Source organism: Streptomyces sp. NPDC104106 (assembly GCF_055584345.1).
Genome location: NZ_JBVJMF010000019.1, coordinates 83,539 through 99,384, shown reverse-complemented (window position 1 = coordinate 99,384; position 15,846 = coordinate 83,539). Strand labels below are relative to the sequence as shown.

Annotated in this window: 16 protein-coding genes; 5 read left to right on the top strand and 11 right to left on the bottom strand. The window is 71.8% G+C overall.

The features are described 5' to 3' along the window. Positions 1-83: 83 nt before the first annotated feature. Complete coding sequence (locus ACZ60X_RS34285) at positions 84-512, bottom strand: cold-shock protein (RefSeq protein ID WP_469607006.1); 429 nt, start codon at positions 510-512, stop codon at positions 84-86. 146 nt (positions 513-658) lie between these two features. On the opposite strand from ACZ60X_RS34285, the gene ACZ60X_RS34280 reads away from it, so the two are divergent. Genes ACZ60X_RS34280 through ACZ60X_RS34270 form a run of 3 tightly spaced genes read left to right on the top strand, consistent with a single transcriptional unit; the run spans position 659 to position 2,816 of the window. Continuing rightward, positions 659-1,723: a Rieske 2Fe-2S domain-containing protein gene (locus tag ACZ60X_RS34280; protein WP_469607003.1), complete on the top strand. Its 1,065-nt coding sequence runs from the start codon at positions 659-661 to the stop codon at positions 1,721-1,723. Then, the gene (locus tag ACZ60X_RS34275; protein ID WP_469607000.1) at positions 1,720-1,890 is read left to right on the top strand and encodes a hypothetical protein; all 171 of its coding nucleotides are present in this window, start codon (positions 1,720-1,722) and stop codon (positions 1,888-1,890) included. Before ACZ60X_RS34280 ends, ACZ60X_RS34275 begins: the two co-directional genes overlap by 4 nt. Further along, positions 1,887-2,816: a PDR/VanB family oxidoreductase gene (locus tag ACZ60X_RS34270; protein ID WP_469606997.1), complete on the top strand. Its 930-nt coding sequence runs from the start codon at positions 1,887-1,889 to the stop codon at positions 2,814-2,816. Before ACZ60X_RS34275 ends, ACZ60X_RS34270 begins: the two co-directional genes overlap by 4 nt. 12 nt (positions 2,817-2,828) lie before the next feature. Here the strand turns inward: ACZ60X_RS34270 and ACZ60X_RS34265 are convergent, their stop codons facing one another. The 8 genes from ACZ60X_RS34265 to ACZ60X_RS34230 form a co-directional block, all read right to left on the bottom strand. Continuing rightward, on the bottom strand, positions 2,829-3,224 hold the full coding sequence (locus ACZ60X_RS34265) for a group I truncated hemoglobin (RefSeq protein ID WP_469606994.1): 396 nt from the start codon (positions 3,222-3,224) through the stop codon (positions 2,829-2,831). Positions 3,225-3,395: 171 nt separating this feature from the next. Next, positions 3,396-5,576, bottom strand: a complete 2,181-nt coding sequence (locus ACZ60X_RS34260) for a galactose-binding domain-containing protein (protein ID WP_469606991.1) — start codon at positions 5,574-5,576, stop codon at positions 3,396-3,398. Positions 5,577-5,660: 84 nt separating this feature from the next. Next, positions 5,661-7,265, bottom strand: coding sequence for a glycoside hydrolase family 13 protein (locus tag ACZ60X_RS34255; RefSeq protein ID WP_469606989.1), 1,605 nt, complete (start codon positions 7,263-7,265; stop codon positions 5,661-5,663). A gap of 34 nt (positions 7,266-7,299) precedes the next feature. Then, positions 7,300-8,175, bottom strand: coding sequence for a carbohydrate ABC transporter permease (locus tag ACZ60X_RS34250; RefSeq protein ID WP_469606987.1), 876 nt, complete (start codon positions 8,173-8,175; stop codon positions 7,300-7,302). Continuing rightward, positions 8,172-9,125: a carbohydrate ABC transporter permease gene (locus tag ACZ60X_RS34245; protein WP_469606985.1), complete on the bottom strand. Its 954-nt coding sequence runs from the start codon at positions 9,123-9,125 to the stop codon at positions 8,172-8,174. The genes ACZ60X_RS34250 and ACZ60X_RS34245 overlap by 4 nt, the downstream gene beginning before the upstream one ends. A gap of 5 nt (positions 9,126-9,130) precedes the next feature. Continuing rightward, positions 9,131-10,483 carry an ABC transporter substrate-binding protein gene (locus ACZ60X_RS34240; protein WP_469606982.1) on the bottom strand — a complete coding sequence of 451 codons (1,353 nt, stop codon included), beginning with the start codon at positions 10,481-10,483 and terminating at the stop codon, positions 9,131-9,133. Between the two features lie 141 nt (positions 10,484-10,624). Then, the gene (locus tag ACZ60X_RS34235; RefSeq protein ID WP_469606978.1) at positions 10,625-11,623 is read right to left on the bottom strand and encodes a LacI family DNA-binding transcriptional regulator; all 999 of its coding nucleotides are present in this window, start codon (positions 11,621-11,623) and stop codon (positions 10,625-10,627) included. A gap of 196 nt (positions 11,624-11,819) precedes the next feature. Next, positions 11,820-12,491, bottom strand: coding sequence for an MmyB family transcriptional regulator (locus ACZ60X_RS34230; protein ID WP_469606975.1), 672 nt, complete (start codon positions 12,489-12,491; stop codon positions 11,820-11,822). Between the two features lie 250 nt (positions 12,492-12,741). On the opposite strand from ACZ60X_RS34230, the gene ACZ60X_RS34225 reads away from it, so the two are divergent. Together ACZ60X_RS34225 and ACZ60X_RS34220 are read left to right on the top strand one after the other, a co-directional pair. Continuing rightward, positions 12,742-13,398, top strand: a complete 657-nt coding sequence (locus ACZ60X_RS34225) for a helix-turn-helix domain-containing protein (RefSeq protein WP_469606972.1) — start codon at positions 12,742-12,744, stop codon at positions 13,396-13,398. Between the two features lie 480 nt (positions 13,399-13,878). Further along, positions 13,879-14,109, top strand: a complete 231-nt coding sequence (locus ACZ60X_RS34220) for a hypothetical protein (protein WP_469606969.1) — start codon at positions 13,879-13,881, stop codon at positions 14,107-14,109. 37 nt (positions 14,110-14,146) lie between these two features. Here ACZ60X_RS34220 and ACZ60X_RS34215 read toward each other — a convergent pair whose 3' ends face one another. Both ACZ60X_RS34215 and ACZ60X_RS34210 read right to left on the bottom strand, forming a co-directional pair. Continuing rightward, a complete protein-coding gene (locus tag ACZ60X_RS34215; protein ID WP_469606967.1) occupies positions 14,147-14,827 on the bottom strand; it encodes a 4'-phosphopantetheinyl transferase family protein in 681 nt (226 codons plus the stop codon). Further along, positions 14,775-15,680 carry a metallophosphoesterase family protein gene (locus tag ACZ60X_RS34210; RefSeq protein ID WP_469606965.1) on the bottom strand — a complete coding sequence of 302 codons (906 nt, stop codon included), beginning with the start codon at positions 15,678-15,680 and terminating at the stop codon, positions 14,775-14,777. The genes ACZ60X_RS34215 and ACZ60X_RS34210 overlap by 53 nt, the downstream gene beginning before the upstream one ends. Between the last annotated feature and the right edge of the window lie 166 nt (positions 15,681-15,846).

The following is a 15,846-nucleotide window of genomic DNA, read 5'->3' as shown; positions in this document are numbered from 1 at the left end:
CGGCCGGGTGGCGTACCTGCGGGTCGGCGTGGAAAGAGGGGGCCCCTGTGCCGGCCCCCCGGAGTCCACCGGTCGTCCCCTGGTCAGTCCTCGATCCAGCCGTGCCGCTTGGCCAGCAGCGTCAGCTGCTTGCGCACGGCGAGGACCTGCTGCCCCGTCAGGTCGGGCACGGAGGCGAGCAGCAGCTCCGTCACCTCGCGGGTGTACTCGGCGGACCCGAGCACGTCGCACATCGGCTCCTGCGCGTCCCCGAAGGCCCGCGGAGTCGCGGGAGCGCTCTCCGCCTCCTGCGCCGGCGCGCCCTCCGGCTCCTGCGCGAACCTGACGGAGGAGGCCTTCAGCCCGCGTCCGCCGTTCTCGATCTCGAACTCCACCGCCAGCCCCGACCGCACGGACGACTCGGGAATCAGCAAATCGTTCACATGCAGAAAAACGTCTTCTCCGCCCTGGTCAGGAGCGATGAAGCCGTACCCGCGCATCCCATCGAACCGGACCACCCGACCGACAGCCATCCACAACCCCCACACTCGGCCTTACCACTGCGGCACAGCGTACGGGACAGGAGTATGCCTGCGCTTCCGTGGGGCGGAAGGAGCGTTGCGGCCCGGTCCGGCGCCGCCCGACGATGCCACCACCACGACAGACGGGAGCCGGCTCGATGCCCCATGTAACCGCCTTCGCCAGGAACCAGTGGTACGTCGCCGCCTACAGTCAGGAGGTCGGGCGCGAACTGCTCGGCCGGACCGTGCTCGGCGAGCCGCTCGTCCTGTACCGCGCCGAGGAGGACGGCACCGCGGTCGCGCTGCACGACCGGTGCGTCCACCGCCGCTATCCGCTCTCGAAGAGCGGCCTGGACGGCGACCGGATCGTCTGCGGCTACCACGGCTTCACCTACGACCGCACCGGCACCTGCGTGTACGTGCCGGGCCAGAAGCGCGTCCCGCGCACCGCCCGCGTCGCCGCCTACCCGGTGGTGGAGCAGGACTCCCTGGTCTGGGTGTGGATCGGCGACCCGGCCCTCGCCGACCCGGGAGCCGTCCCGCGGGCCCGGCACCTCGACTCCCCCGGCTGGGTCACCGTCCGGGGCATGGAGCCGATCGACGCCGACTACGGCCTGCTCGTCGACAACCTCCTCGACCTCTCCCACGAGACCTATCTGCACGGCGGCTACATCGGCACCCCGGAGGTCGCCGAGACGCCCATCACCACCGAGGTGGACGAGGGCGCGGGTGTGGTCCGGGTCGGCCGGCACATGGACGACGCCGAGTGCCCGCCGTTCTACGCCCGTTCCACCGGCATCACGGGCCGGATCACCCGCTGGCAGGACATCGAGTACCACGCGCCCTGCCTGTACCTGCTGCACAGCCGCATCGCGCCGGCCGGTGTCGTGCCCGAGCCGGACGGCAGCGACCCGCACGGCTTCCACACCGAGATCACCTACGCCATCACCCCGTCCGCGGACGGCAGGGTGTACGACTTCTGGGCGGTCTCCCGGGACTGGGCGATCGACGACCCGGAGGTCACCGAGTTCCTGCGCGCCAACAACCACACCGTGGTGATGCAGGACGTGGACGCCCTCAACCTCCTGCAGCGGACGCTGGGTTCGGAGCGAGCCGGATACCAGGAACTGAGCATCAACATCGACACCGGCGGCCTGGCCGCCCGCCGCATCCTGGCCCGGTTGGCCGAGGAGGGCGACAAGCCGGTGGAGCGGGTGCGGTGAGCGCGCCCACCGGCGAGGTCTACCGCGTCGACTGGCTGCCGGGCACCGATGTGCTGCACGGCACCTGCCACTGCGGCGCCGAGCACACCGCGGGGGATCCGGTGACGATGTGGGAGTGGATGCTGGCGCACCCGGAGGGCCACGACACACGGGAGGCCGTACGGTGACGGAGGCGGAACTGGTCGTCGCGCGGCGGGAGCCGGTGGCGCAGGACGTGCTGTCGCTGGTCCTGCGCGATCCGCTGGGGCGGCCGCTGCCCGCGTGGGAGCCCGGGGCCCATGTGGACCTGCTGCTCGGCCCGGGGCTGGAACGCCCGTACTCGCTCTGCTCGGACCCGGCGGACCGCTCCGCGTGGCGGATCGCGGTGCTGCGCGAGCCGGCCGGCCGGGGCGGATCCGCCTGGGTGCACGACGAGTTGGGCGAGGGCGACAAGGTGCGGGTCCGCGGGCCGCGCAATCACTTCCCGCTGGCCGCCTCGCCCCGCTACCGGTTCGTCGCGGGCGGCATCGGCATCACCCCGTTGCTGCCCATGCTGGCCGCCGCCGACGCGGCGGGTGCCGAGTGGTCGCTGCTGTACGGCGGACGACGGCGCGCCTCCATGGCCTTCACCTCCGAACTGGCCCGCTACGGCAGCCGGGTGACCCTCGCCCCGCAGGACGAGACGGGCCTGCTCGACCTGGCCCCGGTCCTGGACGACGTCCCCGACGACACCCTGGTGTACTGCTGCGGTCCCGGGCCGCTGCTGGACGCCGTCGAGGCGCGGTGCCCGGCCGGGCGGCTGCGGGTCGAGCGCTTCCGGCCGGGGCCCCGGCGGGAGGGCGCCGACACCGGGTTCGAGGTGGTGCTCGCGCGCAGCGGGCGAACGCTCACGGTGGGCCCGGAGGTCTCGGTGCTGGACGCGGTGCGCGCCGCCGGGGCCGAGGTGCTGTACTCCTGCGCCGAGGGCACCTGCGGGACCTGTGAGACGGATGTGCTGGAGGGCACGCCGGACCACCGCGACACGGTCCTCAGCGAGGCGGAGCGGGCCACCGGTGACACGATGATGATCTGTGTGTCCCGGTGCCGGGGCGCCCGTCTGGTGCTGGACCTGTGAGGGCCGGGTCCCTCACGCGGTGACGATGTCCTCTTTGAGGGGCAGCAGGCTCTGCGCGATCGTGCCGGTGGTCGCCTCGTCGACGCCGGCCTCGGCGAGGGCGGCGGCCAGATGGGTCACGACCCGGTCGAAGGCGCTGGCCGTGACCGAGAGCCGCGCGTGTGCCGCGCGCATGGAGCGTCCGGTGTAGGGGCGGGCGGCGCCGAGGGCCTGGCCGATGAAGTTCCGCTGGTGCCGCTTCAGACGCTCGACCTGCACGCCCGCGAAGTACGGCGCCAGGTCGGGATCGGCGAGGACCTTGTCGTAGAAGAGGTCGACGACGGCGGCTACGGCGTCCTCCCCGCCGAGCTGCTCGAACAGGCTCCGGGAGGCGGCCGGGGCCGGGGAGCTGGAGGTGGTGTCGGTCATACGGCGAGGGTGGCGCCGCCGTCTTGCCGGCACGTGAGGGGGTGGTTACCGAGGTGTCAGAACCCCCTCCGGTACGGTGGCGGACGCGGAGGAATGTTTCGTAACCGGTTCCTGACGCGCCGGGCCGACGGCCGAAACACCGCACCGGAGGGGGCAGGGGCGTGCCGGGGGTCAGCTCGTCAGGTACGCCTCGACCGCACTGAACTGTCCGGCAGGCCAGCCGGAGTTGGCGCTGACGGTAAGCCTGAGGTAGCGCAGGTTCGTGCCGCTCGGCAGGGCCACGGTCGCGGTGTTGCCGGTGGCCGGGTCGAATCGGTAGTCCTGGGCGCCGGCCACGGTGGAGTAGGCCGAGCCGTCGGTGCTGCCGAGGACGGTGACGGTCTGGGTGCGGGCGCCCCAGGCCGGTGAGGGCGGCAGCTTCAGCACCAGCCGGCGCACCGGGCAGGAGGAGCCGAGGTCGACGGTCCAGGACTGGGGGAAGGCGTTGTTGGTGGACTCCCAGTAGGAGGTGGCGTCGCCGTCCACCGCCTTGTCGGGGGTGTAGACGTCCTTGGAGCCGGTCGCGGAGGCCGGGCGGCCCTTGGCCAGGTCGCGGTGGGGGTCGGGGGCCGGGTTGCCCTGGCCGGGCCGGGGCCAGGTGGCGCAGTCGGACCAGGTGCTGTCCCAGCCGGAGTTGCCGCCGCCGTCGGTCAGCGTGAAGGTGCCGGAGTTCGCCGGGTAGGGGCAGTTGTAGATGCCGGCGGAGCCGACCTGGGTGGCGGTGACGTCCTTGACGGCGGCCGCGCCCTGCGCCTCGGCCTGGACGACGACCGTGCCGGTGTTCCGCACGGTCGCGCCGCTGACGTCGACGTTCCGCACCGGGTAGCCGTGCCCGCCGCCGGAGACGAACTCGAAGGCGCTGTACGGGCTGTCGCTGATGGTGGTGTTGGTGATGTTCACCGTCGCGTCGATCGCACTGTCGTAGGAGTCGACGCGCAGCGCGCCCATCGGGTGGTTCCAGTTGGGGTTCATCGCACCGGTGCGGACGAGGGTGTTGCCGTCGACCGTGAGGGTGCCGGCCAGGGGGAAGAAGGGGTCCGTGAACTTCTGGTTGGAGATCGCGATGCCGCTGCCGAGGGCGTTGGTGTCGAAGATCAGGTTGTTCTTGACGGACAGGTCGGTGCCGCCGTAGATCGCGATGCCGTTGGCGAGGTTGGGCTGCGAGATGGTGTTGTTCTCGAAGCTGGAGTCCGTGTCCGGTGAGTACAGCGACCACATGGCGAGGGCGTCGTCGCCCTGGTTGCGCAGGAAGTTGTTGCGCACGACGACGCCCTTGGCGGTGCCGTTGAGGTTGATGCCGTCGGCGGTGGTGTCGAGGATGCGGTTGTTCTCCACGACGAGGTGGTCGTTGTCCCCCATCAGCCACATGCCGCACTTCATGTGCTGGATCCACATGCCGGAGACGGAGGAGTCCGGCCCGAGCGAGCCGTTGACGAAGTTGTCCGGATCGGAGTCGACGCGTTCGGTGACCTCGCCGAACACCGCGAAGTCCTTGATGTGCACGTTGCCCGACGAGTTGGACTGGTCGATGAAGCGGGAGGTGTGCACCACCGAATACCAGCTGCCGGCGCCCTGGAGGGTCACGTTCTGCACGCCGTTCAGGGCGGACGTGATGCGGTAGTCGCCGGGCGGGATCCACACGGTGCCGCCCTGGGCCGCGGCGATGGCGTCCCGGAAGGCCTGGGTGGAGTCGCCGTTGCCGGTGGGGTCGGCGCCCTTGGACACGACGGAAACGGATCCGGCGGGCCGAGCGGCTGCGTCGGGTACCTGCTCGAAGTCGGCGACGTCGACGGTGACCTGGGTGCCGGTCGCCACGAACGCGACCGTGTCGCCGGGCCGCACGGTCTGCCCGAGCGGCATCCGGGCGTCGTCGAAGAAGTGGTGTGTCTTGGAGCCGGTGATCCAGCCGGTGTCGATGTACGAGTACTTCGAGGTCACCGGGAGCGCCTCGGCGAGCTTGGTGCCGTTGACGTACACGTCGAGCGAACCGGACTGACCGTCCGGGACGCTGTAGGCGAGGTTCACCGCGTCGGACGCGCGCGGCACGGTGAACTCCACCCGCTGCCCGGCCGACAACTGGACGGCCTGCCGTCCGGAGGCCTCCGAGGCGAGAGTGCCCTGGGTGTAGTCGGGTCCGATCTCCGTGCCGGTGGTGTTCGCCGACTCGGCCTCGACGGAGGTGAAGGGCAGTGTCGCCCCCGAGGCGGCGTGCGCGGCGGGCGCCACGGCGACGAGCATGCCCGCCGCGAGGGCGACGACCGCCCCTATGGGTGATGTCATGCGCCTGACATTCCTGACGGTACCGGTGTGCATGTGCTGATCCCTTCGGGGTGGGGTGCGGGGACAGCCGGCACGGCCCGCCGGACCCGCGCCGGACGGATCCGGCGCCGGTGCGGCTCAGGCTCGCAGCCAGGCCGCCGTGTCCTGCGGCAGCCGGCCCGCGCCGTCCAGCGGGCCGCTGCTGAGCAGGAGTCGGGAGTGCGCGGGGAGGGCGGCGGGCGCGGGCGCGAGGTTCACCACGCACACCGCTCCCTCCGCGCGGGCGAAGGCGAGCACGCCGTCGGGGGCGGGCAGCCAGGTCAGGGGGCCGTCACCGAAGACCGGGCGGGTGGCGATGGCCTCGCGGTAGAGGGCGAGCATGGAGCCGGGGTCCCGCTGCTGGCGGTCGACCGCGTACGAGGTCCAGCCGGCCGGCTGCGGCAGCCAGGGCTCCTGTGTACTGAATCCGGCATACGGCATACCGTCGGCCCACGGCAGCGGCACCCGGCAGCCGTCCCGCCCCGGGTCCGCACCGCCCGAGCGGAAGTAGATCGGATCCTGTATGCGCTCGAGCGGGATCTCGGCCTCGGGCAGCCCCAGTTCCTCCCCCTGGTACAGATACACCGAGCCCGGCAGCGCCAGCGACAGCAGGGCCGCGGCACGGGCGCGCCGGGTGCCGAGGGACAGGTCGGTCGGGGTGCCGAAGGCCTTGGTGGCGAAGTCGAAGGCGGTGTCCTCGCGGCCGTACCGGGTGACCGTGCGGGTCACGTCGTGGTTGCCCAGCACCCAGGTGGCCGGGGCACCGACGGGGGCGTGTCCGGCGAGGGTGGTGTCGATGGCGCAGCGCAGCCGGGCCGCGTCCCAGGGGCAGGACAGGAAGGAGAAGTTGAAGGCGGTGTGGAGTTCGTCGGGGCGCAGGTAGCGGGCGAAGCGTTCGGGGTCGGGGAGCCAGACCTCGCCGACGAAGACCCCGTCGTACGCGTCGGCCAGGCGCCGCCAGGAGCGGTAGACGGTGTGGAGTTCGTCGCGGTCCACGAACGGGTGCGGCGCGGGGCGCGAGGCCAGGTCGGGCAGGTCCGGGTCCTTGGCGAGAAGGGCGGCGGAGTCGACGCGGACGCCGGCGACGCCCCGCTCGAACCAGAAGCGCAGGATCTCCTCGTGCTCCTGGCGGACCGCCGGATGCGCCCAGTTGAGGTCCGGCTGCCGGGGTGTGAACAGGTGCAGGTACCAGTCGCCGTCCGGCAGCCGGGTCCACACCGGTTCCGTGGAGCCGGCGAACTGCGACGGCCAGTCGTTGGGAGGGAGTTCGCCGTGGGCTCCGCGTCCGGGCCGGAAGTGGAACAGCTCGCGCTCCGGGCTGCCGGGCCCGGCGGCGAGCGCGGCCCGGAACCAGGGGTGCTGGTCCGAGACATGGTTGGGCACGATGTCGACGATGGTCCGCAGGCCCAGTTCCCGTGCCTCGGCGATGAGTTTCTCCGCCTCGGCCAGGGTGCCGAACGCCGGGTCGATGGCGCGGTAGTCGGCGACGTCGTAACCGCCGTCCGCCATCGGCGACAGGTACCAGGGGGTGAACCACAGGGCGTCCACGCCGAGTCCGGCGAGGTACGGCAGCCGTGCGCGGACGCCCGCGAGGTCGCCGGTGCCGTCGCCGTCGCCGTCCGCGAAGCTGCGGACGTAGACCTGGTAGACGACGGCGGTGCGCCACCAGTCGCGGTCCTTGCGGGCAGGGGTGGGCTGTCCCACGGTGCGTCACCTTTCTGTAGGCGGTGCGGCGGCGTCAGCCCTTGGTGCTGCCCGCGCTGATCCCGGCGATGATGTGCCGCTGGAAGACGAGGAACAGCGCCACCATCGGGATGCTGGCGATCACCATCGCGGCGATGAGCACGGTGAGCTGGATGTTCTGCGACAGCTGGACCAGGGCCACGCTGATCGGCTGTTCGCCGGTGTCGGAGAAGACCATCAGCGGCCACAGGAAGTCCTGCCAGACGGCGACCAGCGCGAAGACGGACACCACGCCGAGCACCGGCCGGGACATGGGCAGCACGACGGACCACAGGACGCGCAGCTTGCCGGCGCCGTCGATCTCGGCGGCCTCCAGCACGTCACGCGGCAGTTGGTCGAAGAACCGTTTGAGCAGATAGAGGTTGAAGGCGTTGGCGACGGCCGGCAGCCAGATGGCGAGCGGGTCGTTGAGCAGGCTGGTGTGGAGGACGGGCAGGTCGGCGACCGTCAGGTACTTGGGTACGACCAGGGCCTGTGCCGGGACCATCAGGGTGGCGAGGACGCCGCCGAGGATCACCTTGCCGAAGGCCGGCCTCAGCCGGGACAGGGCGTAGGCGGCGGCCGTGCAGAACACGAGCTGGAACGCCCAGGCGCCGGCCGCCTGGACGACGGTGTTCCACAGGTGCCGCGGGAGCTGCATCAGGTCCCAGGCGTCGGTGTAGGCGCCGAGGTGCCAGTGGTGGGGTACCAGGGCCGGCGGGGTCTGGGCCACTTCGTCCGGGGACTTCATCGCGCCGGTCACCATCCAGTAGACCGGGAAGAGGAAGGCGAGCGCGAAGAGGATCACGACGGCCGTGAAGACCGCCCAGTAGACCGCCCTGCCGCGCGGGCGGGCGAGGGTGACCGGGGAGATCAGGGTGCGGGTGCTCACGCGGTGTCCCCCTCGGTGCGGGTGAGCCGCAGGTAGCCGGCGGAGAAGAGGCCGAGCAGGACCAGCAGCATGACGCTGAGGGCGCAGGCGCCGCCGAAGTCGTTGTAGAGGAAGGCGTACTTGTAGATGAGGTAGAGGACGGTGACGGTGGCGTTCTCGGGTCCGCCGCCGGTGATGACGAACGGTTCGGTGAACACCTGCATGGTGGCGATGACCTGGAGGAGCATCAGCATCAGGATGACGAACCGGGTCTGGGGCACCGTGACGTGCCGTACGCGCTGGAGCAGGTTCGCGCCGTCCAGTTCGGCGGCCTCGTACAGCTCCCCCGGGATGGACTGCAGGGCGGCGAGGTAGATGAGGACGGTGCCGCCCAGGTTGGCCCAGGTGGCCACGATCACCAGGGAGACGAGGGCGGTGTGGGTGCCGTTGGACCAGTTCGAGGTGGGCAGGTGCAGGAAGCGCAGCGCCTCGTTGGCGAGGCCTGCCCCGGGGTCGTAGAACCACTTCCACAGCAGGGCGCTGACCACCGGCGGGATCATCACCGGCAGGTAGACCACGACCCGGAAGAAGGCCTTGGCGTGCCGCAGCTCGTTGAGTACGAGGGCGAGGAGGAAGGGGACGGCGAAGCCGAGGAGCAGGGCGAGCAGGGTGAAGGTCAGGGTGTTGCGCCAGGCCGCGCCGAACTCCGGGTCGTGCAGGACCCGGGTGAAGTTGGCGGTGCCGGCCCACCGGGGCGCGGAGCCCGGGGTGTACTTCTGGAAGGCGATGACGACCGCGCGGATCGCCGGGTACCAGGAGAAGAGGGCGAAGCAGACGAGGCCGCCGAGGAGGAAGGCGTAGGCGCGGGCCTGGTCGGCGAGACGGCGGCGTCTGGCGTCCCCGGCCGGGGGCGGCGCCGGGGCCGGGGGGACGGCGGCCTGCGTCACGGGGCGTTCGGCCGTCTTGGTCATGGCCGTCAGCTCCGGGCCAGGATGCCGTCGATCTTGCCGGACGCGTCCTTGAGGAGCTGGTCGATGTCGGCGTCCTTCTGGGTGAGGACGGCGGAGACGGCGGCGTCGAGGACGGAGTAGATCTGCTGGGCGTCCGGCGGCTCGATCTTCATCCGGAGCGTCTGCTCGCCGCCCAGGAAGGCCCGGTAGTTCTCCACCGGCACATCGGCGTTCGCCTTCTTGGCCCGCTGGTCCGCTGCGTCGGCGGCGCCGGTGAACAGGCGTGGCTCGGGCAGGCCGACGGGGGCGCCGTTCTTCCTGGCGCGGGCGTAGTCGCCGAGGAAGCCCGATCCGGGGGTGAGGAACATGTGGTCCAGCCACTTCAGCCCGGCCCGGATCTGCGCGGGTGTGTCGTGCTTGGCGAACATGTAGCCGTCGCCGCCGATGAGCGTGCCCTTGCCACCGGGCATGGGTCCGATGGCGACGTCGTCGTAGTGCGCGCCCTTCTCCTTGACCAGGATGGGGATGTTGTCGGGGGCGGCGAGATACATGCCGAGCCTGCCCGAACCCATCATCTGCTGTACGTCGTTGATGACGAGGAGCTGCCTGCTGCCCATGGAGTCGTCGGTCCACCGCATGTCGTGCAGGTTCTGCAGGACCGCGTGGCCCTCGGGGGTGTCGATCGTGGCCTGCTTGCCGTCGGCGCTGACGACGTCGCCGCCCTGCGCGTACAGCTCGGCGGTGAAGTGCCAGCCGCCCTGGTTCTGCGCGCTGTAGTCGGCGTATCCGACGGTGCCGCCGCCCAGCGCGGCGATCCTCCTGGCGTCGGCGCGGACCTCGTCCCAGGTGGTGGGCGGCTTGTCGGGGTCGAGGCCGGCCTTGCGGAAGAGGGTGCGGTTGTAGATCAGCCCCATGCTGTATCCGGTACGCGGTATCCCGTAGACCTTCCCATCCACGGTGTAGATGTCCCGCAGCTGCTTGCGCAGGGTGCCGTAGGACTTCGACTCCTTGACGTACGGCGTGAGATCGGCCGCCTGGTTGATGTCCACGACGTGCCGTACGTCGGTGAAGTACGTGTAGAAGACGTCCTCCATCTGGCCGCCGGCGAGCTTGGCGTCGAAGGTCTTCGGGTCCTCGCAGGGGAAGGCGTCGTGGGCGACGACGTCGATGTCCGGGTTCCGCTTCGCGAAGGAGGCGAGGTCCTGCTCGAAGAAGCCGCGGTCGGTCCTGGCGCTTGCGGGCGGCTCGCAGTTGACGGTGATACGGGTCTTGCCGCTCGCCGACCCGTCACCACCGGACCCGCAGGCGGTGGCGGTGAGGACGAGGGAGGAACAGACGCCGATCGCGGCGACGGTACGGCGGAACCCGGTGCTTCTCATCGGTGGACCCCCTGATGGCACGCATGGCAGGAGCGGTGGGCGCCGCACACTCAAGCACCGCCGACATCTGATCGCAAGATGTCGCGCGAAATCTGAAATTATTTGACAGTGGTCACCCCTCGTCGATCACGGCAAGGGACCTCACCCGCGCGGGGCCTGCCCGCTGGATCCGCGGACCACCAGCTCGGGCTCGAACAGCAGCTCTTCCGCGGGTACGGCGGTGCCCCCGATCTGCGCGTTCAGCAGCTCGACGGCCGCGCGGCCCATGGCCTCGATGGGCTGGCGGACGGTGGTCAGCGGGGGCTCGGTGCAGTTCATGAAGGCCGAGTCGTCGTAGCCCACGACCGAGATCCGCCCCGGGACGTCGTACCCCTTGCGGCGCGCGGCCCGGATCGCGCCGAGCGCCAGGGGATCGCTGGCGCAGACGATGCCGGTGACCCCTCGGTCGATCAGCCGGGAGGCGGCCGCGTGACCACCCTCGAGGGAGAAGATCGCGCGCGCCACGAACTCCTCCGGCAGGTCCCCGGCGATCGCGCGCGCGGCGGCCAGTTTGCGCGCCGAGGGCACGTGGTCGCCGGGGCCGAGGACGAGGCCGATGCGCTCGTGGCCGAGGGAGACCAGATGGCGCCAGGCCTGTTCGACCGCGACGGCGTCGTCACAGGACACGCCGGGGAAGCCGAGGTGTTCGATGGCGGCGTTGACCAGGACGACGGGGATGTTGCGCTCCGCGAGCAGCCGGTAGTGGTCGTGCGGGGCGTCGGCCTGCGCGTACAGGCCGCCGGCGAAGACGACGCCGGAGACCTGCTGCTGGAGCAGCAGCTCGGCGTAGTCCGCCTCGGACACACCGCCCTTGGTCTGCGTGCACAGCACCGGGGTGAGCCCGAGCTGGGCGAGCGCGCCGCCGATGACCTCGGCGAACGCCGGGAAGATGGGGTTCTGCAGCTCCGGCAGGACCAGACCGACGAGCCGGGCGCGCTCGCCGCGCAGCTGGGTCGGGCGCTCGTAGCCGAGGACGTCGAGAGCCGTGAGCACCGCCTGCCGGGTGGCGTCGGAGACCCCGGGCTTGCCGTTGAGCACCCGGCTGACCGTGGCCTCGCTGACCCCGACCTTCTTCGCCACTTCCGCAAGTCGTCGCGTCATGAGCGCAAGCCTAACGCAAGGAACGCAAGTCGAGAGCAAGGTTTGCATCAGGGTTGCGCAAGGTGCCACGGCAGGTGTCCGTCACGGTGCGGCGCGCGGCGCGGAACGCCACGCCGTGTGGGCGGGCTTGTCACAGGTCGGTGCCGGCGGTCCGGCGCCGGCCGCGCCGTTCCCCGCGCCGCTCCGGGAGCGCGCTTCAGTCCTGGGGCGCCGACACGACGCGCAGGTGCGCCGCCGTGCCCCGGGCGCGGCGCGGACGGCGTACGGATGGCACGGGGCGACGCGCGTCGCGCAGGACCATCGTCAGGCGCCGGTAACCGATCTCCCGCAGCGTGTGCGGGGTCTCCTCGACGATCCGGCACTCGGTGGCACCCCGGCGCGGGTCGGGGTGGATCAGCAGCCGGACGGCTCCGTCGAGCCGGGTCGCGGACTCGCCGACGGCCCGCATCCAGTGGGGCAGCCCCTGGCGGTAGGCGGCTTCCATGATCGGGTCCTGGGCGATGTCCCGGCGGACGGCCTGGAGTTCGGGGTCGTGACCGTACGTCTCCAGCGCGGCGCGCACCTGGGCCAGCATCGGCAGGCACCAGCCCGGCTCGTGCTCGCCGAGGACCCCGCCCGCGTCCGGGTGGAAGAGCACGAACCGCAGGAAGTTCTCCCCCGGCATGGCCGTCGGGTGCGGGCGCACGCCACGGAAGAGCGTCGCGTAGGCGCCGTTGGCCATGACGACGTCCCAGCGGTGGTCCACGACCAGGGAGGGCAGGGTGAGGGACTCCAGCAGTACCGCGTAGTCCTGGAGATACACCTGGGTGTCGCACGCCTCGGGGACGGGCCGCGGTGCCGGCCGCTGCCCTCCTGCCTGCTGTGCCATCGGGAGGTCACCCCTCTTGCCTCTGCGGCCGTGACGCGGCCCCTGCGATCCTGCGGCCCCGGCACGCGGCATGTCAACTATCGTGGCATTTCTTGCCTGTTGACGGCTGAAATTCGCCACAGTTGTGGCGACACCTGGATGTGAGTTCGAGGCACCGGCTACTCTCCGGGAAGTTCACGGCGACCGCTCGCGAGACGCACGGACGCATCGGAAGCCCCAGAGTCGTACGAGAGACGTAGGAGTTCTGTCGGTGACGGATGGCTACGAGGATCCGGGCGCCGCGGCGACCGCCCAGCTGCCGGCCGTCGTCGCCCGCGTCACCGCGCTCGCCGACCGGCTCGGCGTGCCGCACGCCGAGGTCTTCGACGTCGGCCGGCTCTCCGTGGCCTGCGGCGTCCCCGAGCCGGTGGTCCGGGCGCTGCTCAGCGGACGGCCGGCGGGTGAACCGGACGTCCAGGCACGCTTCCTGCAACGCCTCGGCCTGCTGCGCCGCACCCGGCTGAAGCCCAACGGCCGCAAGTACACCCAGCAGGAGATCGCCGACGGCGCGGGCATGTCCCGGCAGCAGGCCGGCGCCCTGATCAACGGCGACCGGCGGCCCACCATGGAGCACTGCGACGCCCTCCAGCGCTTCTTCCGGGTGCACGCCGGCTTCCTGACCGCCGAGGACCCCGAGGCCCTGGCGGGTGCGCTGCAGCGCACCGAGCAGGAGCTGCTGACGAAGCTCGCCGACCGGGAGCGGGCCGCCGCCTCGCCCGCCGCGGACCCGCTGGAACGGCTGCTCCAGGACCACGGGGTGCGCGGAATCGCCTGGCGTGCCGCGCAGTTGCCGACCGACCAGCACCGGGACAAGGTCGCGGAGTGGCTGGACATGCTCTTGGAGAGCGTCAAGCGGCCCGAGTCCTGAACCGGGCGGACCGCGAGCACCGGCGGGACCTGCGCCGGTCGTGCGCAGCGCCGGTGACCGGGGCGCCCCGGCCGGCCGACGACAGCGACCGGGCCGGGCAGGGCCGCGGGCACCGGATCGCGGCCGCGCCCGCTTCGGCCGCGCCGAGGAGCGCAGGCCGAGGCCTTCAGGCTGATCCTGGTCGGCAAGTGCCGTACGCCACACGTCGGTTCGGCGCCGCAGGCCGGTACGGCGCGGCGAGGTGGCCGGTGCGGACAGGTGTGGCCGGAAGCCGCGTGAGGTTTCGGGCGGATGCGGCGTGCCAGGTTCCCCCGGCGCCCGCGCGCGAAGGCCCGGCCCGTGCCGGGCGGCAGGTCGCGGGGGCGGTCGGGGGCCGGTCGCGGCGCGGGAGGGGCCGTTGTCAGTGGTGGACGGCAAGCTGGTGGTGTACGCCCGTCGCGGGGCGTATGACCGTGATGTCCGACCGGGGAGAGCCGAGCGATGCCCACCGCCGCCGTACTGACCGACCGTGAACGCACCGCCGTACAGGCGTATCTGCGGCTGCTGCACACCGTCCGCGCCGCCTTCGACGGGCCGCCGGACGACGCCGGACCCGCCGTGGTGCCACCCGCCGTGCTGGCCGAGGCGGAGCAGGCCCTGGCACGGGCGGGCCTCGCGGGCAACGAGGAGGAGTTCTTCCGCCTGTTGCGCCACTGGTGCCCGCCCTCCTGAGCCGGTGCCGGTCGGCGCCCGTCCGGCCGGCGGTGCCTCACGTGTGCGGGACGACCACGGAGGTGGCCACGAGCCCCTCCCCCACGGCCCACCGGCCGTCGAAGGCCTGCAGCGTGCGCGCCCCGACCCGGGGGCCGGGGACGAGGAGTTCGGCGTGCAGGGTGCCGTGGTCACGGCCGTCCGGGTCCGGGTGCAGGATGATGTCGGCCTCGGAGAAGTCCAGCCACTTGCGCGTGAGCGGGAACCACGCCTTGTAGACGGACTCCTTGGCGCTGAACAGGACCCGGTCCCAGTGCACACCGGGCCGCCGCGCGGCGAGCCGGGCCAGCCGCCCGGACTCGGCGGGCAGGAAGACGGATTCGCCGACGCCCTCCGGCAGCGGCCCGTGCGGCTCGGCGTCGATGCCGACGGAGGCCAGTTCGCCGTCGCGGGTGAGCACGGCGGCGCAGTAGCCGTCGCAGTGGGTCATGCTGCCGATAAGACCCGCGGGCCAGACCGGGGCCCCGCGCTCACCGCTGACGACGGGCTGCGCCGGCACTCCGAGCTTCTCCATGGCGCGCCGGGCGCATCCGCGTACGGCGGCGAACTCGCGGCGGCGCTTGGTCACCGCGCGCTGGACGAGCGCTTCCTCCTGCGGAAAGAGCGGCGCGTCCCACAGGGCGTCGTCACGGTGTGCCTCCACGACCACGACCGACTCCGGGAGCAGTTCCTCGATCACCGGCTTCGACCTCCATCGGCAGGATACGGCGCAGCCTGCCCGGCGGGTCCGGACGCTTGCGCCACTCTCGGGGATAGCCCACGGAGACCTCCACGAAGCGGACTCCGTCGTGCCAGGTGGTGCGGGGGATGTGCAGATGGCCGTAGACCATGGTCGCGATGGGGAACCGTCGGTGCCAGTCGGCGGTCAGCGTGGTGCCGCACCACATGGCGAACTCGGGGTGCCACAGCACGTCGGTGGGGTGCCGGTGCAGCGGGTAGTGGTTGGCCGGCACGATGGGCAGGCCCTCGGGGAGTGCGGCGAGCCGGCGCTCGGTCTCGGCGACCCGGGCCCGGCACCAGGCGTCCCGGCTCGGATAGGGGTCGGGGTGCAGCAGGTACTCGTCGTTGCAGATGACGCCCGTGCTCTCCGCGTAGGCCAGGCCCTCGGCCTTGGTGGCGCAGCCGGCAGGCAGGAAGGAGTAGTCGTACCCGAGGAACAGCGGGGCGACGGCGACCGGGCCACCCGGGCCCTCCCACACCGGGTAGGGATCCTCCGGGGTGACCACGCCCAGCTCGCGGCACATCGCGACCAGGTGCTCGTAGCGGGCGACGCCGCGCAGGGTGACGGTGTCCTTCGGGTGGGTCCACAGATCGTGGTTGCCCGGCGTCCACAGCACCTTGCGGAAGCGGCCCGCGAAGGTGGCGAGGACCCAGCGGATGTCGGCGACCGTCTCGGCCACGTCACCGGCGACGATCAGCCAGTCGTCGTCGCTGGTGGGCCGCATGCGCTCGACCAGGGCGCGGTTCTCGGGATAGCTGATGTGCAGGTCGCTGATGGCCAGCAGCTGTCCGGCCCCGGCCGTCGACTCCACCGCGTACCCCTTTCGGATCACCCTCGACCGGACCACAAGAACACATTCCCGCAGCCGGGACAAGGGGGTACCCCACCGGGTAGGGGGTGCGGTAGGGGTCCGGAATCCCGTGATCCCGGCGTTGCACGAGCAGGCGTTTGAAAGCCGTATGATCGCCCCCAACACC